Origin of the sequence: Exiguobacterium sp. s141, assembly GCF_018618085.1 — a bacterium.
Taxonomy (GTDB): Bacteria; Bacillota; Bacilli; order Exiguobacteriales; family Exiguobacteriaceae; genus Exiguobacterium; species Exiguobacterium mexicanum_A.
On sequence record NZ_JACSLJ010000001.1, the window covers coordinates 225,758 to 251,754 of the forward strand.

Consider the following 25,997-nt stretch of genomic DNA (forward strand, 5'->3'; position numbering starts at 1 on the left):
GTTTTTTGCGAACGTTTATTCGCCTTTTTTCATTTGTTGCAGGAGCGCCCACATTCCGTCTTTCGTAGCCCGGGCTTGAATGACATGCCGCTCTTGATGTGGATAGTTGCGTTCAATCACGTCAATCCCGGCCGGTGACCGGATACCGATAAACACTTTGCCGACCGGTTGACCCGAACTTGAAGTCGGGCCGGCCTCGCCGGTGAACGCCAGTCCATAATCCGTCCCGGTCTGACGCGTCAGACCGAGGACCATTTCAAAGGCGACTTCTTTTGAGACGACCGAGTGTGACTCAATTGTATCAAGGGACACCCCTAAAAACCTATTTTTTAGCTCGTCAGAGTACGTGACGACCCCGCCCTTGAACACCGAGGACGCCCCCGGGACGGCCGTGAGCATCGCTTGGGCTTGACCACCCGTAAGCGACTCGGCAATCGACAGCGTCGCCTTGCGCGCTTGCAACTCTCGAATCAAATGGGTAGCGAGCGTCTCCTCATCGGAACCAAAGTAATACCGGCCGACCCGATTTAAAATGTCCCGTTTGACCCGGTCGACCATTTGCCGCGCCTCGGATTCCGTCTCGGCCCGAGCACTGATCCGAAGCCGTGCCTCGCCTGACTCGGCATACGGGGCGACCGTCGGATTGGCACCGGTCGTTAAATCGACCACCGCCTCATCTAACGCGGACTCGCCGATTTCATAAAACCGAAGCGACTCGGAATGAATCGTCGCACCCGTGAACTTGTTCGGGAACGTCGACTCGACAATCGCTTTCATTTCCCACGGTACGCCAGGCAGTAAGAGCCATGTCGTCTCCCCTTCAATCCACATGCCGGGCGCAAGACCGACCGGGTTGTCAAGTACTTCGGACCCGGATAAGACGTCGGCCTGACGAGCATCTCCTTCGTTCATCGTCCGTCCGCGCGAGGCGACAAAACGACGAATTGTCTCGAGCGAGGCCTCGTCACGGACGAGTGGGCGGCCGAGCACGTCGGCAAGCGTCGTCTTCGTGATATCATCGGCCGTCGGGCCAAGTCCGCCAGTGACGATAACGAGCTCGCTACGGGACTTCGCTTCTTCGAGCGTCGCTTTCAGGCGCTCCCTGTTATCCCCGACGACTACATGATACAGGACGGACAGTCCGTATTTCGACAGCTGTTCTGACAAGTAACGGGCGTTCGTGTTGGTGATTTCCCCTAAGAGCAGTTCAGAGCCTACCGCAATGATTTCGGTCCGTTTCATCCGAATTCCTCCCCCCAAATAAAAAAACGAGCTGTTCGGCCAAGCTGAACAACTCGTCTGTGCCGACGGTTACATCGACTTTACAATGATCTTGTAATTTTGTGCAAAATATTCGGCCCCTGAGTAAATCGTCAAGACGAGCGCGAGCCACATGGCCCATTCACCGAACGGGATGCCGACATAGCTGAAAATCGGATTACCGAACAACAGGAAGATGATGGCAAAGAGTTGGACCCATGTCTTCGCTTTGCCCGACTTCCCGGCCGCGACGACGATGCCTTCATCGGCAGCCACAAGACGTAGCCCCGTCACCGCGAATTCACGCGATAGGATGACGACGACGACCCAAGCCGCGACGAGGTCCATCTCGACGAGCAGGACAAGTGCCGCCGTGACGAGTAGTTTGTCAGCGAGCGGATCCATGAACTTCCCGAAGTTGGTGACCAAGTTGTGCTTGCGGGCGAGATGTCCGTCAAGCCAGTCAGTGATAGCGGCAATCGTAAACACGACGCCGGCGATGAATTGTTGGAGCGGAACGTCCGCTCCGAGGAAAGCGATGTCTCCCCAATCAAAATCTACGGCGAGCAAGACGACGAAAACAGGGATGAGCAACACCCGTAACATCGTCAAGCGGTTAGGTAGGTTCATCGAGAACTCCTCCTCTAGAAGGAGAGTCAACTTATTCTGCGTCGACTCTCTTTACAAATATATTTTGTGTGACCGGCGAGTCGGCTAATTCAAGCTCCCGGCCATTGACAACAATTTTCTCGACCCCACCGATCAAGCCGATGCGGATGCGAAGCGTATCCGTCTCCGCGTCCTCGATGACAATCGGGTTCTGTTTCGATTGGTTCGGATATTCCGGCGCGAGGAACGGTCCTTCGAGTGATGTGTCTCGGACGCCGACATACGTCGCCGGCGATTCTTTCACATGGATCTCCGTCGTCAACTTATCGGCTGTCGCAATCTCGTACGTGAGATCAGCTCCGCTCGTCGACGCGACCGCAATCGGCCCCGTCTCTTCAGCAGGCTCTTCTTCGACCGGCTCTTCCTCGACCGGTTCTTCTTCAACCGGTTCCTCTTTCGGGACATCCTTATTTTGGTCAATCGTCACACCCGAGTTCGACGGCTCGGCCGGTGACGCGTTTTGATCACCAAAATCAAGGTTTCGGACGACGTAATAGACGGCCGTCATCAAGAGGAAGGCGACGAGCACGAGCATGACTTTTGGTACCCAACGCGACACACGGCTCGACGTTTCCGAGGCTTTCGAGTAGGTTTGTTTTCGCGACAATTGAACGGTCGGCTGCGGCTCGATTTTCGGCAAGTCTTTCGCATACGTCTCGTACAGTTCATCGACATCAAGCCCTAACGATTCCGCGTACGTTTTGATGAACGCCCGTGCATAGAACGAGCCAGGGAGATTTTTGTAATCACCTTCCTCGATCGCGATGATATAGCGTTTTTGAATCTTCGTCGTCTGCTGGATTTGGTCGAGCGTCAAACCGCTCGCCTCACGCCTTTGTTTCAAAAAAGTCCCTAGTTCTGTCACAGGGGTCCACACCTTCCATTCAAGTAGTTATTCAAACCATTCTGCCTCACGATGTGTCTCTTGAGGAATAATGATCTCCTCATCTTGTGAGTTCCGTAGTTCGATGATGTAATCAAAGTCCTCGAACACACAGTCGGTGTTGCGCACATAAAGATCTGGGTGCTCGATGACTTTGACAGACGGAAGTCGCATGACTTCGCGAATCAATTGCCGATGGCGTTCATCCATCGTCCGCGTCGAGACGGCACCGTCGATGATGTAGACGTGGTCTCCTTCGCGTTCTTCCTCGAACAGCGAAGTCCGCACCGTCTGCTTCATGAGCGTCGAGGACAGGAATAGCCAGCGCTTGTTCGCACAGACGCTCGCTGCCACAATCGACTCGGTCTTTCCGACACGCGGGTTGCCGCGCACGCCGATCAACAAATGCCGCTCTTCTTTCATCAGTTCGGCGACGAAATCGACGAGGACACCCAGGTCCTCACGCACGAAACGAAACGTCTTCTTGTCATCGTTATCGTGCTCGATGTAACGTCCGTGTCGAATTGCGATCCGGTCCCGGAGTTTCGGGCGCCGGAGCTTGATGACGACGATAGCTTCCATCTTGCGCAAAATATGTTCCAGACGATGGACGTGATCGGCCGCCGGTGCCTTTAACAGCATGCCGCGGCGCTGTAGATCGACGCCGTTGATCGTCACGATTGAGATTTGAAGCATCCCCATCAGTGAGGCGATATCCCCGAGGATACCGGGTCGATTTTGGCAAAGTTCATATTCGAGATACCATTCTTCGAACTTATGATCCATCTCGTCCATCCTTTCTGATGTGTGCTCGCTACCTTGTTCATTCTAAATTATTTTAGAAGAATTGAAAAGAACTCGTTTCAACCGAGCCAACAAAGTTTCACACCCAACCGCCGTCGATCCGAAGCACGGTGCCGGTCATGTATGCGGCTGCCGGAGAGCAGAGGAAGCGGATTGTCTCCGCTACTTCCCCTGGGCCTCCTAACCGGCCGAGCGGAATCTCATCCCGAACGTCTTGTTTCGTCTCTTCTACCGTATCATTCATCGGGGTGTCAATCCACCCCGGCGTGACCGCGTTGATGCGGACGTGAAACGGTCCGGCCTCACGCGCGAACGCCTTGACGAATCCAAGCTGGGCGGCCTTGACCGTTGAATAGAGGACTTCTCCGGCCGCACCGACCTCGCCCCAGACACTCGAGACGACGACGATGTCGAGCGGGCGGTCATACGGTTTCAGCCCGACAACGTGCTGGACGAGACGGACCATCGAGCGGACATGTATGCGATACAGCCGGTCGAGCTCGAAGAGTGACTGATCGACGAGCAGACCGTAGGCATGATTACCGGCGACATAGATGAGGCGGTCGACCGGTCCGAGCGTCTCGAGCCAAGCTTCGAGTCCTGCCTCATCGTCGAGGTCACACGTGACGACGTCGGCCGTCAACTGTTCGTGTGAAACGAACGCACGAAGCGACTCCGTTTGCGAATGCGCCTGCAAAATGAGTGCATCGTCTCGAAACGCTAGCGCGACGGCACGGCCAATCGCTCCGCTCGCTCCCGTGATGAGCGTCGTCACGGTTTCTTGACGACACAGACCGTCCGATGATCGGCTTGGAACAGACGGTCGTACGCCGCATACAGGTCGTCAAGCGTGATCGTATCGAGCAAGTCCGGGATGTCGAACATGTTGCCGCCGCTGAGCGCGTAGCGTGAGAACTGGTTGGCGATAAACTCTGGTGAGTTGAGCGCCTTCAAAAACTGTCCTTTCATCATGCGCTTCTTGCGATCGAGTGTCTCGCCGCCGAGTTCGAGCGGACGCTCGAGAGCGGACGTGATCCGGTCGACGAACGGCTCGACGTGCGGCGTCTCCATTGACAGGACGGCGAAGGCGAACGTCTCTTCTGACGTATAGTCGAACGAGAACGCGTCATCAATCAATCCTTCGGCATACAGTTCCGCATAGAGCGGTGCCGTCGTATCGAACAAGGCGTGCATGAGAAGTTCGACGATGAGCTCTTGCTTCATGCCCTCTTTGCCGGAGCGTGGCGTATCTTTATAGCCGATCATCACTTTCGGGACCGAGACATCCATCTCGATGACCCGTTCCGTCATATGGACCGTCTCGGGCTCCTCGACCACCTCACGCGCCGTCAATAGCGGCTCATCAAACGTCTTCGCCGCCTGATTGGCGGTAATCTCGGCAAGGACAGCGTCAGGGTCGATATTGCAGACGACGAACAGCACCATATTGCTCGGATGGTAAAACGCCTCGTGACAGCGATATAAATCGTCGGCCGTGATGGCGCTAATCGATTCGATCGTGCCGGCGATATCGATTTTGACCGGATGTTCGGCATACATCGCCTCAATCAAACCGAAGTAGAGGCGCCAGCCCGGATTGTCCTGATACATTTGAATCTCTTGGCCGATGATCCCTTTCTCTTTCTCGACCGAGGCCTCCGTGAAGTACGGCGTTTGGACAAAGTCGATTAACGTCTTCAAGTTCTCACTGACGTTCGACGTCGCACCGAACAAGTATGCCGTCCGGGTGAACGACGTGAACGCGTTCGCCGACGCGCCGAGGCGTCCGAACTGTTGGAACACGTCGCCGTCTTCTTTCTCGAACATCTTATGCTCAAGGAAATGGGCGATCCCGTCTGGCACGTCGACCCAATCTTCCGTTTTAAAGCGACGGTCGATCGAACCATATCTCGTCGTGAACGTGGCATACGTCTTCTCATAACCGGTCTTCTTCAATAAATAGACCGTCAATCCGTTCTCGAGGACGGTGTGATGGAGCGTTTCTCCGACGTTTGGAAAATCGAGTTTCATACAGTTCCCCCCTTTAAACAATAGACAGCCTGTAAATCCAGGCCCTTAGCGAGCGCGGCCACATCATCCCGCGAGGTCCGCTCGATGATGGCCATCTCTTCCTCGAGCGAGAACGGACGGATGTCCGAGCCGCTCATCCAAGCGATCAATTGGCGCGGGTTATCCCCGAGTTGACGACGTTGATGGTACAGCATCGCTTTCGTCTGTTCGAGTGTCTCGTCCTCGAAAGTCCCGGCCTGGAGGTCGGCGAGTTGGTCGGCGATGATTGCCTCGGTCTTCGCCTGGTTCGAGGCATCGATCCCGGCATAGACGAATAACATCCGGCTGAGTGAGCTGTACTGCGAGGCGGCATAGTAGGCCAAACTCTCTTTCTCCCGGACGTTCATGAACAGTTTCGAGTGCGGGAAGCCGCCGAACAGGCCGTTGACGACTTGCATCCGGACAGCGTCTTCACTGCGCGGGTCGACGTCGACTTGATAGGCGAGGTGCAATTTGCTCTGATTGATCGTTTGATGTTCCTCGAGGCGCTGAAACTCACGGTCGACCGGCTGTGGATACTCACGGACGAGTCGTTCCCCGAGCCCTTCGAGCGGCGCGAACGCGGCAGTCACTTGCTCACGACTCACGTCGCCGACGACGTAGACGTCGACACGATCGTGACGGATCATCGAGGTATAGGCATCAAAGAGCGTCTTAGGCGTCACGTGCTCCAACTGTTCGAGTGTACCGAGCGACTGGATGGCGAGTTCGCCGCCGAGCAGTTCTTGAAGACGTTGCTGGGCGAAGCGCATCTTGTCATCGTATACCGATTCGATGCGCTGACGCTGGAGACGGGCCTCCTGTTCGACGATGAGCGGTTGGAACGCCCCGTCATAGGCGTTCGGACGAAGGAGTACTTCTTCGAGCAGCTTGATCGCCTCACTGAGCACCGGTTCGCCGACGAGCGCATCGCTCACGACTTCGAGTTGGAACTGGATGACATGTTCTTTGCCGACTTTCGACGCTCCGGCGTAAAGGCTCGCGTCATATAATTGTTCGAGCGGCGTATGAAACAGTTCGATCGACGGATAGGCTTCGGTCGCTTTCTCCATCACATACGGCAGTAAAGCCCGGTCGGCAATCGTCTCAGCCGACAGTGGGGCCGCAAATGAGACGAGGCATGTCGTCGTTTTAAATTTTTGGGTCGGGTAGACCGAATAATGCAGTCGTTGTTGGAATTGTTCGATTCCTTTCATAAGTTGATCTACTCCTTTTTCTTTTTCGTTTTGAACACGTCCGCACCGCGGGCGTATTCTTGATCGGGAACTCCGGCCACGACATTGGCGTAACGGGCCGCGGTGAACAAATAGTCGCTCAGCCGGTTATAGTACGGGAGCTGACGAGCGGCGGCGTCGACGTTGACGAGCTCTCGCTCGACACGGCGACAGACGGTACGTGAGACGTGCAGGCTCGCCGCACCGACACTGCCACCCGGCAAGATGAAGCGGACGAGCTCCGGACATTTCGGTTCAAGTTCGTCAATCCACGTCTCGAGCTCGGTGACGATTGTCAAATCGACTTGTTGTGGCGGCGTCTCAGTATACATGAGCTCGGAACCGAGATCGAATAGATCATGTTGAATCTTCGTCAGCTGGGACCGGAGCGTCTCGTCTGTCTGATGGACGAGCGCGAGACCGATCTGACTGTTCAATTCATCTAACAGCCCCATCGCCTGGATGTGCGGATGAATCTTTAAGACACGTCCGCCGATGAGTGATGTTTCCCCTTTGTCCCCGCCTCGTGTGTACAGTTTCATGTCATTTCCTCCTTGATGCCACAAATGGTGACCCATAGGAGTCACCATTGTCGTTATGCGTGCGGTTGTGTGTACGGAAGATGAATCGTGAACGTTGTTCCTTCCCCGTGCGTGCTCGAGACGTCGACCGTGCCTTGATGGGCATCGATGACGTTTTTGACGATGGCGAGACCGATGCCGGTACCCGTCTTGCCGCCGCTCGTCCGCGCTTTATCCGCTTTGTAGAACCGTTCGAACACGAACGGCAAATCTTCTTTCGGGATACCGCTGCCCGTATCCGACAAACGGATCACGAAGCCGGCCTCCTCTTCACTCGCCTCGAGCCGGATTGATCCCGACTCGGTATGGGCGATGGCATTGCCGATCAAGTTCGTGAACACTTGTTCCAATCGGTCCCCGTCCGCCTCGATGGCATGACGCGGGGCCTCCGTTGACAGCGTAATGCCTTTTTCGTTCGCCATTTGGTTGAATTTGCGCATGACGCGCGGAAGGAATTCACCGAGGTCGAACGTCGTGAACTGCATCGTCTCTTTGCCTGACTCGATTCGTGCCAGGTCGAGCAAATCGTTGACGAGACGGGCCAATCGAAGCGATTCATCGTAGATGATGGAAGCGAACTCTTTCGTCGCGTCATCACTTTCGGTCATGCCGTCGATAATCGCCTCGGAATACCCTTGAAGCGTCACGAGCGGTGTGCGTAGCTCGTGGCTGACGTTGGCAACAAAATCGGTTCGCATCTTGTCAAGACGATGGCTCTCGGTCGTGTCACGGATGACGACAACCGCACCTTCAAAATCGTCCTCGCCGAGAAGCGGTGTCACCGTCAACGTATAATAATGATCGTCTTGTTTCACTTCGATCGTCTTCTCCGGTGCCCCGGCAACGACGTCCTCATAGAGAGACAGGACGACTTCATGCGGCTGTTCGTCGATGAGGAGCGGTTGGGCTTGCGGGTTCGTGACGATGACGTTCGCATGACGATCGAGCGTGATGACCCCGTCGGCCATCGATCGTAAAATCGAGGCGAGTTGGAGCCGTTCTCGATCGAGCGCATTCACGTATGTCGACAGTTGGCTGCTCATCGCATTGAACGACCCGGCCAACTCCCCAATCTCATCGTTCGACTTCTGGACGAGACGGAGGTCGAATTGTCCTTCTCCTGTCTTATTGACCGCGTCACGCATCTCGCGGAGCGGTGCCGTAATCCGAGTCGATAAGAAGAAGGCAAATACGGTCGTGACGATGATGGCCGACGCGACCGTCCAAAAGATGATCGTCCGGGCCCCTTCGTTCGCACTCGAGATCGCGTCGAGCGGTTCGATCAAATAGAGCGTGTATTCCCCTGTCTCGAGTGAGAATGTCGTCCGATACGCGAGTGCCGCCTGATCGTCAAATGACGAAAAGTTTCCAATCGCGGTCTCCCCGACTGCCTGATACGTTTCCCAATCCTGACGGCCGAGCTCCGTCATGAGACCGTCGACTTCCGTTCCAAAGTTCGAACGGACCGTCCCGTTCTCTAATATATAGTTCGCACCGTACACTTCAATGATTTGGTCGACCGTCCGTGACGCGTCCCCTTCTTGAAGCAACACCGACTGGACCTGCCCGCCGAGCTTGGCCAAGTGGCCGCGTTCCTGGTCGATATGGAACGAGTTGAAAAACTCGAGCATCAACACAGAGACGATGAACAAGATGAGACTGACCAATACGAGAATCGTCAACCATAGTTTTGTGACGATGCTATTCCGGCGAATCATCACTCACTGACGACTTCGAACTTGTACCCGACACCCCATACCGTCGTGATCATTTGCGCGGCTTTTGGAGAGACCCGGTTCAACTTCTCCCGGAGTCGTTTCACGTGTGTGTCGACCGTTCGAAGGTCTCCAAAGAATTCATAGTTCCAAACTTCTTTCAACAGTTGCTCCCGTGAAAATACTTTGTCGACTTGTTTGGCCAAGAAGAACAAGAGCTCATACTCTTTCGGCGTGAGCGCGATTTCTTCTCCGTCGACCGTGACGCGGTGCGCATCGTTGTCGATCGTCAAATGCGCGAAGACGATCAAGTCTTTTGATTTTTCGGCCGTACGCAAATATTTCGTCGAGCCCGAGCGGCGAAGGAGTGCCTTGACGCGCAAGACGACCTCACGCGGACTGAACGGTTTGACGATATAATCGTCCGCTCCGACTTCGAAACCTTGGACACGATCGACTTCTTCGCCTTTCGCCGTCAGCATGATGACCGGTGTCGCCTTCGATTTCCGAAGCTCGGTACATACTTCGACCCCGTCCATTTTCGGCATCATCAAATCAAGCAGGATGACATCAAAATTGTGCTCAAGGGCGAGCTGAAGCGCCTCTTCCCCGTTCGTCGCTTCGACGATCACATATTGTTCCCGTTCCAAATACATTTTTAATAGGCGGCGAATTCTTTCCTCGTCGTCGACCACTAAAATTTTAGTTTTATTAGCCATCCACTAAACCTCCTAAAGAACCATTACAAGATGTAGCGAATGTTGCACAATTGTGAACATTTCGCTCTCTTTCATAACTATACCACTCTATTATTTGGCTTCACAACGGTCAGTTGACAGCGGCGTAAAAAAAGAAGCCACCGAAGTGACTTCTTTTTTTACGCATATGAGTGCAAACCTGCGATGACGAGGTTGACGAACACCAAGTTGAACATGATGACGGCGAAGCCGCCGACACATAACCAAGCGGCTTTTGTTCCCGTCCAACCACGTTGGATGCGCATATGCAAATAGTAGATATAGATGAGCATCGTGATGAGCGCCCACACTTCTTTCGGGTCCCAGCCCCAGAAACGGTTCCAGGCGATTTGTGCCCAAATCATCGCGAAGATGAGTCCACCGAGGATGAACACCGGCAAGCCGATGGCGATCGACCGGTAACTGATCTCGTCGGCGAGATCAAGGTCGACTTTTTTCGCGAGCGGTTGAAGCGCCTCGGAAATCCGTTTTCGCAAGATGACGAAACGAAGCAGTACATAAATCACGACGCCGGCGATGACCGACCAAATGAGCGTGTTCAACTTCAATGTATTGATGAACGTCGGTAACTCAAGTGACAGTCCGCCCGAACCAGAGAGAAGCTGAGCCCCTTCCGGCACGAACAACATCGGCATGAAGTATTCATACGACTCTTGTGTCCCGCGGTCGTTCGTGAACTCGACCACGCCACCGGCACCGATCGCCTTGAAGAGCATCGAGACGAGAATGAAGCCGAGCGTGCACATGAGGACGAACATCGTAATCTCAAGCCACGTTCGTGACTTCGACTGTTCCCGCATCGACGTCTCATTCAATAAGAAAATGAGACCTGAGGCGAAGCTGATGGCGAGAATTCCTTGGCCGAGCGCGGCCGTCGTGACGTGAATTTTCAACCAGACACTGTTCAAGGCCGGGATAAGCGGTGCCACTTCGCTCGAGAACATCGAAGCGAAAGCGATGACGAGAAGCGCCACCGGCATGGCGAACAAGCCAAGCACGTCATTTTTATAAATCCCGTACACGACGAGGAACCCGAACACCATCATCATGCCGAAGAACGTCGTGTATTCGTACAGGTTCGATACCGGTGCATAACCGACCCCGACCCAACGTAAAATAAAATATGTCATTTGAGCGATGAAGCCGATGACGGCCAAAATGAACGCATATTTGCCGTAGGCGATACGGTTGACGTTTCGGCCTTTGCGCATCCCGCTGACCGCGATCGTGAATAACACGGTCGCGACAGCGTAAAGGATGAACGCGATAAAGAGCAAACGACTGCTCCACTGAATCCACTCCATTATGATTCCCCTCTTTCATTGGTTGAGTTGTCGTCCGTCTTTTTTTCAAACCGTGCCTGATCTTCCCAGATCGGCAGGCCATTTTTCTCTAGGAGCGGTGTGATTTCGCGATTGAGCGAGGACGGGTTCTTGTTGGTGAAACCAGCGACGAGCACGTCCGTCTCATTGTGTCGGCGAATCCAGATACGACGGTGCGGCCAATACATCCCCATGACAATTCCAATCATGAAGATGACTCCACCGACAATCAAAATCGGATACGTCGAGTCACTCTTGACGCGTAGACCACTCGTACTTGCCATCTCCGTACCAGCGAACTGGAACACATAGCGATTATCTTCATCGGCCACGTTTAAACGAATTCCAATCAAATTCGATTCCGTCGTGCCGTCTGGTGTGTCAATCGCCATGAAGAAGGCCGGGTTGAGTGCCCGTGGCGATTTCGTGTTCGGTTGGCCGTCCTTGACCTCAAAGTCAGGATACAGGTCGTTCAGTTTGACCGTGACGTCTCCGAGGTCATACGTCGTCTCCGGGTTCGTCAAATCGACCGTGAACGGTCCATACACATCACCTGTCTCTTTATCGGCAACGTTAAAGGACATCGACAAGAATTCCAGGCGACTCGAATACTGTTCTTGATACACTTCGTACTTTTCAAACTTGAACGGGTGGTTCACTTTCGTCGAACCGGTATCGACTTCCTCGAGTTGCGGCGATCCGTCCTCGTTCGTCCCGGTCTTCTTGAACAGCGTCAATTCCGTCTCATAGTTTTTCGGGACTGCGCCCGCTTTCTCGATCGCCTTGGCAAATTTCGCATCTTCCGCGTTATTTTCCGGATCATATATCTCTAAGATGAACTGATCGTTGCGAAGATAATATTCATCATCCGTCGCTTCGAGCGGAACCGTATCGCCTTCGCGCACCCATTCGAGCGTATCCGTATGGAATGCCGGGAAAACGCGAAGCATCGCCCCGATGAAGAAGATGACGAGCCCAATGTGATTGACGTATGGACCCCAGCGACCGAATCGATATTTCTCGGCGAGTAAGGCATCCCCATCACGCTTCACTTGATAACGCTTGGCTTTTAAAGCCTCTCCGAACGCATCGATTTGCTCGTCCGTCCCTTTTCCCTCACCAATCAAACGTTGTCCGCGCATGAAGCGATCGGTACGTCGGACCGGTTGAAATTTCAACGCTTTATACAGCGGGAAAAATCGATCAATCGATACAACGATGAGCGATAACGTCAGCATCACGATCAACGTGATGTACCACCACGATGTATAGAGGTTGTGGAATCCTAGCGTGTAGTAAATCGTACCCGGTGTCCCGTACTCGTCCGTGTAATACTGGTTCGCCGGCAACTGTTGCGGAATATACATCTCTTGCGGGAAAATCGTTCCGATCGCCGACCCGACGATGATAAGCCCGATGAGCCATAGACCGACCTTGACCGATGCAAAAAAGCTCCACACCCGGTCAATCCATGACCGTGGACGACGCTTCGATCGTAAATCGGCGCCGTCGTATTTCATATCTAGCATTTGTGCGCCCCCCGTTCGCTTACAATGACTTCTCGGCCAACTCCATCAGTTTCTCTTTCGTGAGTTCACCTTCGTACTTTTCAATCACTTTGCCGTCGGCATCGATGACGAACGTGACCGGCAAGTTATAAATCCCGTACGCCTTCTCGACTTCGCTGCGCGTGTCCATCAAAATCGGATAGTCGAGCTTGACGCCGAGGCCGTTCACGAAATTATCGACCCGAAGCGGTGTCTCGCCGACGTTGACCGCCCAAAAATCGACGCCCATGTCTTGGAGTGCGGCATAGTTATCCTGGACGACCGGCATCTCTTTCTCACACGGTTCACAGAATGTGCCCCAGAAGTTCAAGAGCAACCCTTTACCGTCGTATGTGTCACGCTCGACCATCGTCGTCCCGTCAAGACTGACGAGCTTGAAGTTCGGCGCATCGTCACCGGCCTCGATACGTCCGTCGTTGCCGGCTTGTTCAAACAATTGCATGATAACGACCGCTCCTGCGAACAGGACCATCGTCATAATCATGAGCCGCCAAAATGACCGTTTTTTCTTATGGGCCATCGCCTGGTTCATGCGATCACCCGACTTTGTTTCTTTCGTCATGAGTTCACACCATCCTTTAGTTGTTATTGTACTGAAAAAACACCAAAAACGCACATTAACAGACTTTTTTCATCTTTTTGTCACACAATCTCCACAAAATAAAAAATCATCCTATCTCAGGACGATTTTTTAGTTGTTATTTTTTCTTTTTCTTGCCCCGTTGTACGGGTGGTACGGTCGGGTTGGCAAGCTCACGTAGCTTCGATACTTCCTTGCGTGACAGTTCACGCCATTCGCCCGTCGTGAGACCGTCGAGCGTCAAGAAACCGAACTGTTCGCGTTTCAGTTTGATGACTTCTGAACCGACTGCTTCGAGCATGCGACGGATTTGACGGTTATGGCCTTCCGAGATGACGATTTCTAAGATGGCCGAGTTTTTCTTATGGTCGACCGTCTTCATCTTCACTTGGGCGCTACCCGTCTTGTAGCCGTCATCGAGTTCGACACCCGACTCGAGTTGTTTAATCGCGATATACGAAGGAATGTTCTTCACTTTCGCGACATAACGTTTTGGGATCTTGAACTTCGGATGGGTCATCATATTCGAGAACTCACCGTCATTCGTTAAAATGATGAGTCCCGTCGTGTTATAGTCGAGACGTCCAACCGGGAAGACACGCGATCCAGGCGGTACGAGATCGGTGATGACTTTCCGTCCTTTATCGTCTTCGACCGTCGAGACGTAACCGCTCGGCTTGTAGAGCACATAATAAACATGCTCTTCTTGTTCGATTTTCACACCGTCGACCTCGACTTCAGACTTTGGACCGACTTTCGTACCGAGTTCGCGCACGACTTTCCCGTTGACGCGCACCCGTCCATCTAAAATCATTTCTTCGGCTTTACGCCGTGAGGCGACACCTGCTTGGGCAATCACTTTTTGTAAACGTTCCATTTATTCATTCTCCAATCTATCTTGCGTAATCGCAGACGGCTGGCCGAAGAACAAATCGCCTTCGTCCGAGAGCTCGTCTTCAAACGTTAATGGGGGCAATTCATCGAGTGAATTGAATCCAAAATGGTCCAGGAAATGTTCGGTCGTCCGGTATAACTTGGCCCGGCCGATTGTCTTGGCCCGGCCGGCCGCTTCAATCAATCCTTTAGACAACAGCGTATGGATGACACGTTCGACTTTAACGCCCCGGACTTCCTCGATATCAGCCCGGGTGACCGGTTGCTTGTACGCGATGATGACGAGCGTCTCCATCGCGGCACGTGATAACGCCTGTTCGGCCATCGTGCCGACGTAGCGTTGAATGTACTCCGACACTTCAGGAATCGTCACGAGCTTATACACGCCCGCGGATTCAATCAGTTGGAACGGACGACCCGAATCTTTGAACGATGCTTCTAGTTTGCTCAACTGTTCGCGTGCAGCGGCTTCCGAAATGTCGAGCGTGTCCGCGAGGGCCCGCACTTCCATTCCTTCTTCGCCGACGACGAACAATAGACTCTCAATAATCGTTTCATAAGACAGCAACGGCTTCATCCCTTTCCTTTGACGATTCGACGAACGAGATTTGAATGTCTCGCTCTTCCTGTTTAGTCGTAACGACGCGCAACTTGATCAATTCGAGTAGCGCCATGAACGTGACGACAAGGTCCGACACATCGGGACGTTCCTCAAAAAACGAGAAGAACGATGTTGTCCGCTTTGCCGAGACGTGATCGTGCAACCGTGTCATCTGTTCTTCAAGCGTCCGTTCTTCACGTTTGATCGTCTTTTTGCGACGCTCTTTCCACCGCTTGCGTTCGACCATTTTCGAATAGGCGTGTAATAAGTCCGCAAAGTTGAGTGGACCGTCATACGGCTGGACGAGGTCGGACATGTAGCGCGTCAAATCCTCACCGGGACGGCTATACAGTTCGAGGCGAGACTCTTCTTGCTCGCGCATGAATACGACCGCTTCTTTATACGCCTTATATTCAATCAACTGTCGAATCAACCCTTCTCGGGTCGGTTCTTCCCCAAAGTCGGGAATGTCATCTTCTTCAACTGGAACCGGTGGCAACAGTTGCTTGCTCTTCAATTGGAGCAACGTCGCCGCCATGACCAAATATTCACTGGCCACATCGAGTTCAAATTTTTGCATCGTCCGGATATAGGCGACATACTGATCCGTGACCTCGGAGACAGAGATGTCTGCGATGTCGAGCTCCATTTTTCCAATCAAGTGGAGCAACAGGTCAAGCGGGCCTTCGAACGTATCGATTTTGACGTTGTACGCTTCCATAGAGACACCTGCCATTTACATTTTTGCGCTTTAGTATAACATGTTTTGTAGTACCGTGACCACGAAAGGAGAAATTTGATGTCGACGCCTTTTATCCAGTATACGCTCTTATTTGAATGTCATGCCGATTATTTCGAGTGCCACGAAGTGCTTGAAGAAGCATGGCAGGACGGGGGGCGAGAGGATCTCGGTTACGCTGCCTTGATTCAATACGCCGTTGCCCACTACCATGCCCGTCGCGGTAACACGCCCGGTGCAAAAAAGAGTATCGCAGCGTTACAGCAGAAGCTCACGTTGGCCGTGACCGAACTCGAAGCCCTCGGAATCGATACCGCGACGTTTGCCCGTGACTTGGAGCGTTGGCCGCTCCCGGAGGCGCTTCCGCTCAATGAAGCGACACGACAACGCATCGAGCGTTTGAAGCCCGCCTTCGAACCGACCACTTTGACGTTTGACGAGCTCGTCCATAAACATATGTATCGAGACCGGACACCCGTCGTCACCGAACGGCTCCGGGCGCTTGAGGCACGTAAAAAAGCTAGGCGCTGAGCCTAGCTTTTTTTAAATGACGACTTGGTTCCATTTATCGAGCAAGTCACCGGTTTTGCCTTGACCGACAAGCGTCAAGTCGAGCGGCAATAAGTTCCGGGTCTCATCGAGCAATTCGTAAGAACGCTTCTCGCCGCGGAACGACGGAGACAGCGCGATATGATGGATGAACATCGTCGTCTCTTGTTGCTCCATCCCGATGATCCCGACGAAGTCTTCCCCGACTCTCCACAGATAGAGGAATTTGGCAGGGTCTTCTTCGTAGGACCGGACGAGTTCGAGCAAGGCGAGCGGAGATTTGTCGCTACATGAGAACGCGAGCAAGCCCATCGCCGTCTTTTCGTACGATTGTTTGTATTTCACCAGCATTGCTGGTTTCACCACCTTTAGTCATTCATGTTTCACTAAGTGAACACGTGAGAGACATGGCTCATTGTGCCATAACGTTCAGGCAGAAATCAATTCTCGTCCCAAACTTTAACTTCGGCCATCTTCGTGCCTTGACGAAGTTTGACCGCGTGCTCAAGGCCAGACGTCACTTTTCCGAAGACCGTGTGGACACCGTCGAGATGTGGTTGTGGCTCATGGACGATGAAGAACTGTGACGAGCCCGTGTTGCGTCCGGCGTGTGCCATTGAAAGCGAACCCGCTTCATGTTTGTATGGGAACGATGTCGATGTCTCACATGGGATCGTCTTGCCTGAACCACCCATGCCTGTCCCGTCTGGGCAACCGCCTTGGCTGACGAAACCTGGGATGACCCGGTGGAACGTCAAACCGTTATAGAAGCCGCTGTTCGCGAGCTCCTCGAAGTTGTCGACCGTGATCGGTGCCGCATCGTGGAACAAGTCGAATTCGATCATTTCGCCGTTCTCTAATTTCATAGATCCTTTTTTCATGAAAAGTTACCCCTTTATGTTCATATTGTCATTCTCACTCACACATTGCCCATTCTATCAAAAAAAACCGTCTGTCTCCACTATTTTGTGGAAACAGACGTTCTGACTTGCCGCTTACTGGATGACAGCGTGGACGAGTGGACGCGCCGTCGGCTCTGTCGCACCGATCGTGTACGCGTGGTCCATCCGCTCGAGCGCAGATGTCATGTCTTCTTTGTTCGAACGGAGCACGGCGATCACGTCACCGGCCTCGACCTTGTCACCGACTTTCTTCTCGAGCGTGATACCGGCCGCGAAGTCGAGCTGATCATCTTTTGTCGCCCGACCTGCGCCGAGGAGCATCGCTGCCACACCGACTTCGTCAGCGATAATCGACTCGACGTAACCTGCTTGTTTCGCGACGAACGTCGTCTCATACTTCGCTTGCGGAAGTTTCGACAAGTCATCGACGAGCGACGCGTCGCCACCTTGTGCCGCTACGAACTGACGGAACACTTCGAGGGCATGACCGTCGGCCATCCGTTTCTCAAGGTCAGCGTACGCTTCCTCGAACGTCTGATAGAACTCGCCGAGTACCGCCATATGACCGGCAATCGTGAGGGCAATCGTCTTCAAGTCAGTCACGTCTTTGCCCGAGAGGACTTCAATCGCTTCTTTCACTTCATTGGCGTTCCCGATTTCGAAACCGAGCGGCTGATCCATATCCGTGATGACGGCGACCGTCTTACGGCCGACGTTCTTACCGATGGCGACCATCTCTTCAGCGAGCGCTTTCGCGTCGTCGAACGACTTCATGAACGCGCCTGAACCCGTCTTGACGTCGAGGACGATGCTGTCGGCACCGGCCGCGATTTTCTTCGACATGATCGAGCTCGCGATGAGCGGGATTGAATCGACCGTCGCCGTCACGTCACGGAGTGCGTAAAGACGTTTGTCGGCAGGCGTCAAGTTGCCCGTCTGACCGATGATTGACATCTTGATATCGTTTACTTGCTTCGTGAACTGTTCTTCCGTCAACTCGACGTTGAAGCCAGGGAACGATTCAAGCTTATCGATCGTCCCGCCCGTGTGGCCGAGACCGCGACCGCTCATCTTCGCGACCGGAATCCCGATTGACGCGACGAGCGGAGCGACGATTAAGCTGATTTTGTCACCGACGCCGCCAGTCGAGTGTTTATCAACTTTTTTACCTTGAATGTTCGACAAATCGATGACGTCACCAGACTTGACCATCTCCATCGTCAAGGCCGCCGTCTCTTTCTCTGTCATGCCGTTAAAGTAAATCGCCATCGAAAGGGCCGACATCTGATAATCAGGAATCGTCTCGTTCGTGAAGCCTTCGATGATGAAGCGAATCTCCTCTTCGTTCAATTCGCCACCGTTACGTTTTTTCAAAATCAAATCGACCATGCGCATAAGTTTCGTCCTCCTAATTGGGTAGTGGTTACATGCTTTGAATCGTGCCGCGTACGAGTGAAAGGAAGTCTTGGCGGACGCGTTCTGTCGTCTCGATGACTTCTTCATGGTTGAGCGGTTGATCTAAAATCCCGGCTGCCATGTTCGATACGCACGAGATGCCGAGCACTCGCATATCTGAGTGACGGGCCACGATGACTTCAGGCACCGTCGACATGCCGACAACGTCGCCTCCGAGCAGGCGAGCCATCTTCACTTCGGCCGGTGTCTCATACGTCGGACCCGTGTTCCCGAAGTAGACGCCTTTTTGAACAGAAAGTCCAAGTTTTGTGGCGACGCCTTCCGTCAATGTGACGAGCTCCTTATCGTACGCTTCTGACATGTCCGGGAAACGTGTTCCGAAGTCGCTCGCGTTCTTACCGATGAGTGGGCTCGTACCGAAGAAGTTGATGTGATCCGTAATGATCATCAAGTCCCCCGGGTTGAACGACTCGTTGCAAGCACCAGCCGCATTCGTGACGATGAGCGTTTCGACACCGATCAATTTGAGGACGCGGACCGGGAACGTCACTTGTTCCATTGAGTAGCCTTCATAGAAGTGGAACCGTCCTTGCATCGCGACGACGCGTTTTCCTTCGAGGTCCCCGAAGACGAGTTGGCCGGCGTGGCCTTCGACGGTCGATACCGGGAAGTGCGGGATATCCTCATAAGGGATTTTCACCGCGTTCTCGATTTCATCCGCGAGGACGCCGAGACCTGAGCCGAGAATGAGTCCGATTTCTGGTGTTCCGTTCATGCGTTCCTGTAAAAATGCCTTTGTTTCGTTCCAATTTACCATGAGTAATGCCTCCTCAAATTTCGTTTAAGAAACTCTTTCCGTGTGCTGGTGCATCGACGTCGAAGTTATCGGCCACTGTGGCGCCGATATCGGCGAACGTTCCGCGGATGCCGAGGTCGACCGCTGTCGAACCGTGATGATGGACGATGAGCGGCACATATTCACGCGTATGGTCCGTTCCCGGTGCCGTCGGGTCGTTCCCGTGGTCGGCCGTAATGATGAGCAAGTCGTCTTCACGCAACTTCTCCATTACTTCCGGTAGACGGGCGTCATACTCTTCAAGCGCGATCGCATAGCCTTCTGGGTCACGGCGGTGACCGAAGAGCGCATCGAAGTCGACGAGGTTCAAGAAGCAGAGACCTTCGAACTCTTCATCGAGCGATTCGACGAGTTTGTCCATGCCATCCATGTTCGATTTTGTCCGAATCGCTTTCGTGACACCTTCGCCGTCATAGATGTCGCTGATTTTCCCGAGAGCGATCACATCTTTCCCTGCCGTCTCGAGCGTGTTCATGACCGTCTTGCCGAACGGCTTGAGCGCATAGTCGTGACGATTAGATGTCCGGACCCACGCGCCAGGCGTTCCGAGGAACGGTCGGGCGATGATGCGGCCGAGCATGTACGGGTCTTCGCGCGTGATTTCACGGGCGTATTCGCAGATGCGGTACAACTCGTCGAGCGGGACGACTTCTTCGTGCGCCGCGATTTGGAGCACCGAGTCAGCTGATGTATAGACGATCAAGGCACCTGTTTTGACATGCTCTTCGCCGAGCTCATCCAAGATCTCTGTCCCTGATGCCGGCTTGTTGCCGATGATGTCACGGCCGCTGAACTCTTTGAGCCGGTCGATCAAATCGTCCGGGAATTCTTCGAACACGCGGAAAGGCGTATCGATATGAAGGCCCATGATCTCCCAGTGGCCAGTCATCGTGTCTTTCCCGGCCGAGATTTCTTCCATGCGTCCGTAGGCGCTCGGTGTCGTCGACACTTCGATGCCGTCAATCGGCTTGATGTTCGACAGCCCGAGGCGGCCCATGTTCGGCATGTTCAACCCACCGTGTTCACGAGCGATATGCCCGAGCGTGTCTGAACCGACGTCTCCGAACTGGTCGGCATCTGGGGCTTCCCCAATCCCGACCGAGTCCATGACGACCAAGAAAATACGTTTAAATTTCTTCACAAAAAGTTCCTCCTTTAGTGTCTTTACGCACGCGGATGATGTTTTCGATAGACATCGTGGAGTCGTGCCTTATTGACATGTGTGTAGATTTGAGTCGTGGAGAGATCGGCATGCCCAAGCATCTGTTGGATGGCCCGAAGATCGGCCCCGTTCTCGAGCAAGTGTGTCGCGAACGAATGACGGAGCACGTGTGGCGTGATCTCTTTTTGGATGCCGGCCTCTTTGGCCCGTCGTTTGATCATCTTCCAGAACCCTTGACGGCTGAGCCTTCCGCCGCGCCCGTTCAAGAACAACGCCTCGGTCTCCCGACCGCCGAGCCCGTTACGGGCCTGTTGGATATAGCGTTCGACAAAACCTTGGGCGACAGACGACACCGGGATGATCCGGGCGCTCTCGCCTTTGCCTTCACACTGTAGATACCCCAATTCGAACTGTAAATCATCCAAATCAAGCCCAAGAAGTTCGCTGACGCGCATGCCCGTTCCGTAGAGCAGTTCGAGCATGGCCCGATCGCGGAGCGCGAGCGGGTCTGACGTCGGCACACTGTCGAGCAACCGTTCAACTTCATCTTGAGACCACGTGTCTGGCAGATGCCGTTCCGCTTTCGGCGTCTCCAAATAAAGTGCCGGGTCAGTCGTTGCACCACCTGTCATCTTCAAATGATGATGGAACGTCCGAATCGAACTGACGGCCCGTCGGAGTGATGAAGCAGCCCGACCGGCTTGCGATAACTCTTCCATATGTTTGACGATGTGTGCCCGCGTGACTTCATTCCATTCTGTCACCCCGAGTTGGGTAAGTGTCGATAAGTACTGGGTCAAATCGCTCGCATAGGCTTGTCTCGTGTTCGTGGACATTCGTTTCTCAACCGTCATATACTGCAAAAATAACTCGACTTGCGAACGCATGACATCCCCCTCCTTCCTCGCTACACCTGAATACGCTTACATCATATCACTTATGTAAACCGTTGTGAAGACGTCTGACCTCATTTTTTTTAAAGCTTTTTTGTGACAGGAATTGGTGAGGTTTTCACGCCGCTTTTCTCATGTCGAGTTTACCAAGCCTGTCCGGATTTGATACACTCCACACGACGAATGCTCGAATTCCAGGCAGCGGTCATGAAGCTGACCACCCAGCATACGACAACAATTCCAAGGGGGGTATTCCATGAAGATTGAACACGTCGCCCTCTGGGTGAACGAGCTTGAACAGATGCGCCGTTTTTATGAGACGTATCTCGGGGCAACCGCGAACGAGAAGTATATCAACGAACGCAAACAGTTCGAATCCTATTTTCTGACGTTCCCAAACAGTTCATGCCGCTTCGAGTTGATGCGCCGTCCGGACATTGAAGACGCTTCGCGTGAGACGCTCGGCTATGCGCATATCGCGTTCGCACTCGGCAGCAAAGAAGCGGTCGACAGCTTGACGCGACGACTCGAGACCGACGGCTACCCACTCGTCGATGGCCCACGCACGACTGGGGACGGTTATTATGAGAGCGTCCTGCTCGACCCCGAACAAAACAAACTCGAATTGACGATTTAAGGAGACGCGACGATGATCCAAGCGATTCTACTAGACCTTGACGGGACGTTGTTGAACGATCAAAAAATGATCTCGCCGCGCACGAAACAGATACTTCTCGATTTGCAGGCGAACGGCGTCAAAGTGGTGCTCACTTCCGGACGTCCGAAGCGAGGAATCGACCCTTTCGCCGAAGAGCTCATGCTCCATAAAAATGGGGGACTCATCGTCTCCTCGAACGGGGCATGTGTGACCGATGCCAGAACGAACGAGACGCTGTTCGAACAGGCCATCAATCAGGACGACGCGATTGCCATCTTGGATCATTTGACCGGATTCGACGTCATCCCGATGATCAATGACGAGACGTATATGTACGTTAATGACGTCTTCAGCGGCATGCTCGAGTTAAATGGTAAGCCGTTCAATATCATCGAGTATGAGTCGCGCGGCGGACGATTCCAATTGCGGGAAGAGCCGCGACTCGCCGACGCCATCACCTTCCCGATCTATAAAATCCTCGTCGCCGGACAGCCGGACTATCTACAGGCCCATGCCGCCTCGCTCGCCGGACCGTTCACGGACCGCGTGACGGGCATGTTCACGGCAGCCATGTACTATGAGTTCACGGATCTCGGAATCGACAAGGCCCGGGCACTCGATCACGTGTTCCGGGAGATTGGGATTGACCGCGAGCACGTCATCGCGTTCGGGGACGGCCATAACGACCGCTCCATCATCGAGTATGCCGGCATCGGGGTCGCGATGGACAACGCCGTCGAAGACATCAAGGCTATTGCGAACGAAATCACGCTGTCGAACAATCACGATGGCATCGCCACCGGCTTGTCCCGTTATTTGACGATGTGACGACATACAAAAGACAGGCAGCCTTTAAGAGGCTGCCTGTCTTGCTTTATCCGTTGATGACTGCTTTATGACCCTCAAGCGTGACGCCTTTAGCTTGGCACACTTTACAGATGCCGTGAAACGTCAAGCGATGGTCTTTGATTAAAAATTCGTATTTGCTTTCGACTTTCTTCTCAACGTCGACGAGCAAGTCTTCCATGATCTCCTCGACCGAACCGCACTCGACACAGACGAGATGATGGTGCGAATGGTTCGCGCCTTCTGGTCTGAGGTCGAAACGGGCAACGCCGTCACCGAAGTTGACTTTGTCGACGACACCGAGCTCGGTCAAAAGCTCGAGCGTCCGGTAAACCGTCGCGAGCCCGATTTCCGGAGCGATGCCTTTGACGAGCATGAAGACGTTCTCCGCACTCAAATGATCCGTTTCATTCTCAAGTAAGATGCGGACCGTCGATTCTCGTTGCGGTGTCAATTTATATCCTTTGGCGCTCAATTGCTGTTTGATCCGTTCAATTCGCGTTTCCATAAGGCGCCCCCTCTTTGCATAATTCACTATTCAAAGCATACCGAAGTTCGTTCGGTTTTTCAAATTAAAATGATTCCTATGTAAGTGTAACATATGTCACTCTAGTTTAGAATCATTTCAATTTAGATAATTGCCACCATTGAATCGCCATGATCGTCTTCGCGTCGGTGATTCGTCCGCTCGCTAACAAGTCGACCGCCTCGTCGAACGTAAAGCGTTGGACTTGTAAAAATTCATCTTCATCGAGGTTCATCACACCGGCCGTCAAGCCGCGTGCGACGTAGACGTCGACCCGTTCGCTACAAAAGCCGGGTGCCCCGTAAAACGAGAAGATTTTTTCAAGATTCTCGGCCGTATAACCGGTCTCTTCTTCGAGCTCGCGCTTCGCGCTCGCAAGCGGTTCCTCACCAACTTCCAATTTTCCGGCCGGAATTTCGAGCGACATCGATTCGAACGCTTTCCGGTACTGCTCGACGAGGACGATGCGGTCGTCTTCATCGACGACGAGGACGGCGACGGCCCCGTTGTGATAGACGAGTTCGCGGACCGACGTCCCTCCGTTCGGGAGTGACACGACGTGCTTCTCCACGTTAAAGATCTTTCCTTCGTAAATGACTTCCCGTTCAATCGTTTTCTCTTCCATTGTATGTACCCCTCACCTTTTCCTATATACTGTAATTATGATTCATATTGACAGACGGAACAAGGAGGAATTATCAATGGCAGAGTTAGGATTAGGAACTATGTCGATTTTGAAACATGGCGAGGCGGAAGCGCGACAGATTTTAGAGGCCGCCTATGCGGCTGGCATCCGCCACTTTGATACGGCCGACGTCTATGACCACTTCGAAGTCGAAAAACTCGTCGGCTCGACGTTCGCCGGTCGCCGGAACGAACTGTTCTTGACCAGTAAAGGCGGGAATCAATGGACAGGGGACGGAATGCGTTGGAATCCAGCCCCCTCCTATTTAGAACAGGCCCTACACGATTCTCTCGAACGCTTACAGACAGATTACTTGGATTTATATTACGTTCATGGCGGCACGATGGAAGACGACCTGGACGCGACAATCGATTTCATGCGTCGACAGAAACAAGCTGGCGCCATCCGCCAAATCGGACTGTCCTCGATTCGCCCGAACGTCATCCGCTACTGGCTCGAACACGGAGAGCTCGATGTCTTGATGACCCCGTACTCCCTGCTCGACCGCCGCATCGAAACGCTCGAACTCGACATCCCGATCGTCGGGCGCGGTCCGCTCGCCAAAGGCATACTGACCGACGAATGGTCTGCCCGCTTGTCGGAGAAGGGCTTTGAATCTTGGACTGAAGCGGAGTTGCGCGACTTGATGCCGACGATTCCCGAACCGATTCAAGCGTACGCCCTCGCAGCCGCGGAGCGGACATGTGCCGTCGTCCTACCGGGCGCGTCCTCGGTCGACCAATTGAACGACTTGATCGCCGCTCATCAATACGCCGTCGATTCGCACAAACTCGACGATCTGTTGAACCGGCTGCCGGTCCAACCCTACACAAAACATGCGACCTGAACGTCAGGTCGCATGTTTGTCTCGCTGTTTCATCTGTTCGATGGCCCAATCAGCCCAACCGGCGTAATTTTCCATCATCCGGATGGCGTACTCGCTCGTCAGTAAATAACCGAGCGTGTCAGCCTCGGACTGGTGCGCCGCTTGAAACGCCCGAATCTGATGAGCGACTTGTTCATGATGCGCTTTCGTCTCCTCGACGTAACGGATCGCCTCGTCGAGCGGGAGTAGTTGCAGGAGGCTGACCCGTAGCAAGTTCTCATCTTTCATCTTCGGTTGGTACGAGGTCGGTTGCCGGAGCCAGTCGATTAGCTCTTGACGTCCCGCCTCGGTGATTGAATAAATCTTTTTATCCGGTAAGTCATGTTGAGCGACGTGCTCAGAGGAGACGAGTGATTCGTCTTCCATCTTTAACAGTTCGCGATAAATCTGTGTATGATGGGCGTGCCAAAAATGAATCATTTGTGCTTTGAACGTCGCGTTCAAGGCATAGCCGGTAGCGGGTTGATGGGTCAATAACCCGAGTAGTGCATGACGTAACGCCATAACCATCACCTATCCCTTGCGGTTCTATTTTTATAAGTGTATCACATATTGCGATACGACCGAGAATGCCAATCGGTTGACGCCCGTTACGAATACACAGACAATATATGTGAAGGGAGAGATTTTTATGAAACCGATCCAATCTGATCAACAATTCCAAGAGGCCATCCAAAATAAAGGTATGGTCATCTTTACGACATCATGGTGTCCCGACTGCCGTCGTCTTGATATGTACGTCGACGAACTAGTCAAAGATTATCCGCAGTTCAACTGGTACGTCGTCGACCGCGACGAGTTGCCTGAACTGTCGGACGCGCAAGAAGTCCGAGGCATCCCCTCACTTCTTTTCTATCAAGAAGGCGTCAAACAAGAACACCTCCACTCGGCGAACGCCAAGACGGAGATGCAAATCCGCTCGTTCCTCGATACGTTGAACGCGTAAACAAAAAGACGGCC

The 25,997-nt window shown here is 53.4% G+C and carries 30 protein-coding genes; 5 read left to right on the forward strand and 25 right to left on the reverse strand.

The features are described 5' to 3' along the window. Positions 1-15 precede the first annotated feature (15 nt). The 16 genes from KNP74_RS01170 to KNP74_RS01245 form a co-directional block, all read right to left on the reverse strand. Complete coding sequence (locus tag KNP74_RS01170) at positions 16-1,242, reverse strand: competence/damage-inducible protein A (protein WP_214763197.1); 1,227 nt, start codon at positions 1,240-1,242, stop codon at positions 16-18. Positions 1,243-1,311: 69 nt separating this feature from the next. After that, positions 1,312-1,890, reverse strand: a complete 579-nt coding sequence (pgsA, locus tag KNP74_RS01175) for a CDP-diacylglycerol--glycerol-3-phosphate 3-phosphatidyltransferase (RefSeq protein ID WP_138859324.1) — start codon at positions 1,888-1,890, stop codon at positions 1,312-1,314. 31 nt (positions 1,891-1,921) lie between these two features. Continuing rightward, complete coding sequence (locus tag KNP74_RS01180; protein ID WP_233004332.1) at positions 1,922-2,773, reverse strand: helix-turn-helix domain-containing protein; 852 nt, start codon at positions 2,771-2,773, stop codon at positions 1,922-1,924. 48 nt (positions 2,774-2,821) lie between these two features. Then, the gene (locus KNP74_RS01185; protein WP_034777827.1) at positions 2,822-3,598 is read right to left on the reverse strand and encodes a YmfK family protein; all 777 of its coding nucleotides are present in this window, start codon (positions 3,596-3,598) and stop codon (positions 2,822-2,824) included. A gap of 97 nt (positions 3,599-3,695) precedes the next feature. Beyond that, positions 3,696-4,391, reverse strand: a complete 696-nt coding sequence (ymfI, locus tag KNP74_RS01190) for an elongation factor P 5-aminopentanone reductase (RefSeq protein ID WP_138859323.1) — start codon at positions 4,389-4,391, stop codon at positions 3,696-3,698. Then, positions 4,388-5,647, reverse strand: a complete 1,260-nt coding sequence (gene yfmH / locus KNP74_RS01195) for an EF-P 5-aminopentanol modification-associated protein YfmH (protein ID WP_214763198.1) — start codon at positions 5,645-5,647, stop codon at positions 4,388-4,390. Before yfmH ends, ymfI begins: the two co-directional genes overlap by 4 nt. Next, positions 5,644-6,882 (reverse strand): EF-P 5-aminopentanol modification-associated protein YfmF, encoded by a 1,239-nt coding sequence (gene yfmF / locus KNP74_RS01200; RefSeq protein WP_138859321.1) that lies wholly within the window; start codon positions 6,880-6,882, stop codon positions 5,644-5,646. The genes yfmH and yfmF overlap by 4 nt, the downstream gene beginning before the upstream one ends. An 8-nt stretch (positions 6,883-6,890) precedes the next feature. Beyond that, positions 6,891-7,442, reverse strand: a complete 552-nt coding sequence (locus tag KNP74_RS01205) for a cob(I)yrinic acid a,c-diamide adenosyltransferase (protein ID WP_029595332.1) — start codon at positions 7,440-7,442, stop codon at positions 6,891-6,893. A 53-nt stretch (positions 7,443-7,495) separates the two neighbouring features. Then, the gene (locus KNP74_RS01210) at positions 7,496-9,199 is read right to left on the reverse strand and encodes a sensor histidine kinase (RefSeq protein WP_029595331.1); all 1,704 of its coding nucleotides are present in this window, start codon (positions 9,197-9,199) and stop codon (positions 7,496-7,498) included. Beyond that, entirely contained in the window at positions 9,199-9,915 is a 717-nt protein-coding gene (locus KNP74_RS01215) for a response regulator transcription factor (RefSeq protein WP_029595330.1), read from the reverse strand. The genes KNP74_RS01210 and KNP74_RS01215 overlap by 1 nt, the downstream gene beginning before the upstream one ends. A 158-nt stretch (positions 9,916-10,073) precedes the next feature. Further along, positions 10,074-11,258 carry a c-type cytochrome biogenesis protein CcsB gene (gene ccsB, locus KNP74_RS01220; protein ID WP_131471225.1) on the reverse strand — a complete coding sequence of 395 codons (1,185 nt, stop codon included), beginning with the start codon at positions 11,256-11,258 and terminating at the stop codon, positions 10,074-10,076. Continuing rightward, complete coding sequence (gene resB, locus KNP74_RS01225; RefSeq protein WP_232819540.1) at positions 11,258-12,805, reverse strand: cytochrome c biogenesis protein ResB; 1,548 nt, start codon at positions 12,803-12,805, stop codon at positions 11,258-11,260. Before resB ends, ccsB begins: the two co-directional genes overlap by 1 nt. A 19-nt stretch (positions 12,806-12,824) precedes the next feature. Beyond that, entirely contained in the window at positions 12,825-13,406 is a 582-nt protein-coding gene (locus tag KNP74_RS01230; protein ID WP_029595327.1) for a redoxin domain-containing protein, read from the reverse strand. A 136-nt stretch (positions 13,407-13,542) separates the two neighbouring features. Further along, positions 13,543-14,301: a pseudouridine synthase gene (locus tag KNP74_RS01235; RefSeq protein WP_029595326.1), complete on the reverse strand. Its 759-nt coding sequence runs from the start codon at positions 14,299-14,301 to the stop codon at positions 13,543-13,545. Continuing rightward, positions 14,302-14,895 carry an SMC-Scp complex subunit ScpB gene (scpB, locus tag KNP74_RS01240; protein ID WP_029595325.1) on the reverse strand — a complete coding sequence of 198 codons (594 nt, stop codon included), beginning with the start codon at positions 14,893-14,895 and terminating at the stop codon, positions 14,302-14,304. Beyond that, positions 14,873-15,640, reverse strand: a complete 768-nt coding sequence (locus KNP74_RS01245; RefSeq protein ID WP_029595324.1) for a segregation and condensation protein A — start codon at positions 15,638-15,640, stop codon at positions 14,873-14,875. Before KNP74_RS01245 ends, scpB begins: the two co-directional genes overlap by 23 nt. Positions 15,641-15,718: 78 nt before the next feature. On the opposite strand from KNP74_RS01245, the gene KNP74_RS01250 reads away from it, so the two are divergent. After that, positions 15,719-16,189: a DUF309 domain-containing protein gene (locus KNP74_RS01250; RefSeq protein ID WP_029595323.1), complete on the forward strand. Its 471-nt coding sequence runs from the start codon at positions 15,719-15,721 to the stop codon at positions 16,187-16,189. Between the two features lie 12 nt (positions 16,190-16,201). Here the strand turns inward: KNP74_RS01250 and KNP74_RS01255 are convergent, their stop codons facing one another. From KNP74_RS01255 to xerD, 6 genes are all read right to left on the reverse strand, one after another. Beyond that, a complete protein-coding gene (locus tag KNP74_RS01255) occupies positions 16,202-16,558 on the reverse strand; it encodes a GNAT family N-acetyltransferase (RefSeq protein WP_034777852.1) in 357 nt (118 codons plus the stop codon). 89 nt (positions 16,559-16,647) lie between these two features. Next, the gene (locus tag KNP74_RS01260) at positions 16,648-17,088 is read right to left on the reverse strand and encodes a peptidylprolyl isomerase (RefSeq protein WP_029334855.1); all 441 of its coding nucleotides are present in this window, start codon (positions 17,086-17,088) and stop codon (positions 16,648-16,650) included. Positions 17,089-17,202: 114 nt separating this feature from the next. Beyond that, on the reverse strand, positions 17,203-18,504 hold the full coding sequence (locus KNP74_RS01265) for a pyrimidine-nucleoside phosphorylase (protein ID WP_131471226.1): 1,302 nt from the start codon (positions 18,502-18,504) through the stop codon (positions 17,203-17,205). Between the two features lie 28 nt (positions 18,505-18,532). After that, positions 18,533-19,342: a purine-nucleoside phosphorylase gene (locus KNP74_RS01270; RefSeq protein WP_034777854.1), complete on the reverse strand. Its 810-nt coding sequence runs from the start codon at positions 19,340-19,342 to the stop codon at positions 18,533-18,535. Positions 19,343-19,355: 13 nt separating this feature from the next. After that, positions 19,356-20,522, reverse strand: a complete 1,167-nt coding sequence (gene deoB, locus KNP74_RS01275) for a phosphopentomutase (RefSeq protein WP_131471227.1) — start codon at positions 20,520-20,522, stop codon at positions 19,356-19,358. A 23-nt stretch (positions 20,523-20,545) separates the two neighbouring features. Further along, positions 20,546-21,430 carry a site-specific tyrosine recombinase XerD gene (gene xerD, locus KNP74_RS01280; RefSeq protein WP_114166052.1) on the reverse strand — a complete coding sequence of 295 codons (885 nt, stop codon included), beginning with the start codon at positions 21,428-21,430 and terminating at the stop codon, positions 20,546-20,548. A gap of 262 nt (positions 21,431-21,692) precedes the next feature. Here xerD and KNP74_RS01285 point away from each other — a divergent pair, with 262 nt between their 5' ends. Both KNP74_RS01285 and KNP74_RS01290 read left to right on the forward strand, forming a co-directional pair. Continuing rightward, a complete protein-coding gene (locus KNP74_RS01285; RefSeq protein WP_138859320.1) occupies positions 21,693-22,073 on the forward strand; it encodes a VOC family protein in 381 nt (126 codons plus the stop codon). 12 nt (positions 22,074-22,085) lie between these two features. Continuing rightward, entirely contained in the window at positions 22,086-22,922 is an 837-nt protein-coding gene (locus KNP74_RS01290) for a Cof-type HAD-IIB family hydrolase (protein WP_214763199.1), read from the forward strand. A 46-nt stretch (positions 22,923-22,968) separates the two neighbouring features. Here KNP74_RS01290 and fur read toward each other — a convergent pair whose 3' ends face one another. Further along, positions 22,969-23,448: a ferric iron uptake transcriptional regulator gene (fur, locus tag KNP74_RS01295; RefSeq protein WP_024371580.1), complete on the reverse strand. Its 480-nt coding sequence runs from the start codon at positions 23,446-23,448 to the stop codon at positions 22,969-22,971. A gap of 112 nt (positions 23,449-23,560) precedes the next feature. After that, positions 23,561-24,091: an NUDIX domain-containing protein gene (locus tag KNP74_RS01300; RefSeq protein WP_138859318.1), complete on the reverse strand. Its 531-nt coding sequence runs from the start codon at positions 24,089-24,091 to the stop codon at positions 23,561-23,563. 76 nt (positions 24,092-24,167) lie between these two features. Here KNP74_RS01300 and KNP74_RS01305 point away from each other — a divergent pair, with 76 nt between their 5' ends. After that, on the forward strand, positions 24,168-24,998 hold the full coding sequence (locus KNP74_RS01305; protein WP_240731321.1) for an aldo/keto reductase: 831 nt from the start codon (positions 24,168-24,170) through the stop codon (positions 24,996-24,998). Between the two features lie 3 nt (positions 24,999-25,001). On the opposite strand, the gene KNP74_RS01310 is transcribed toward KNP74_RS01305, so the two are convergent. After that, positions 25,002-25,541 (reverse strand): PadR family transcriptional regulator, encoded by a 540-nt coding sequence (locus KNP74_RS01310; protein WP_034777872.1) that lies wholly within the window; start codon positions 25,539-25,541, stop codon positions 25,002-25,004. Positions 25,542-25,668: 127 nt separating this feature from the next. Between KNP74_RS01310 and KNP74_RS01315 the strand changes: the two genes are divergently transcribed. Continuing rightward, positions 25,669-25,983, forward strand: a complete 315-nt coding sequence (locus KNP74_RS01315; protein ID WP_138859316.1) for a thioredoxin family protein — start codon at positions 25,669-25,671, stop codon at positions 25,981-25,983. Positions 25,984-25,997: the final 14 nt, after the last annotated feature.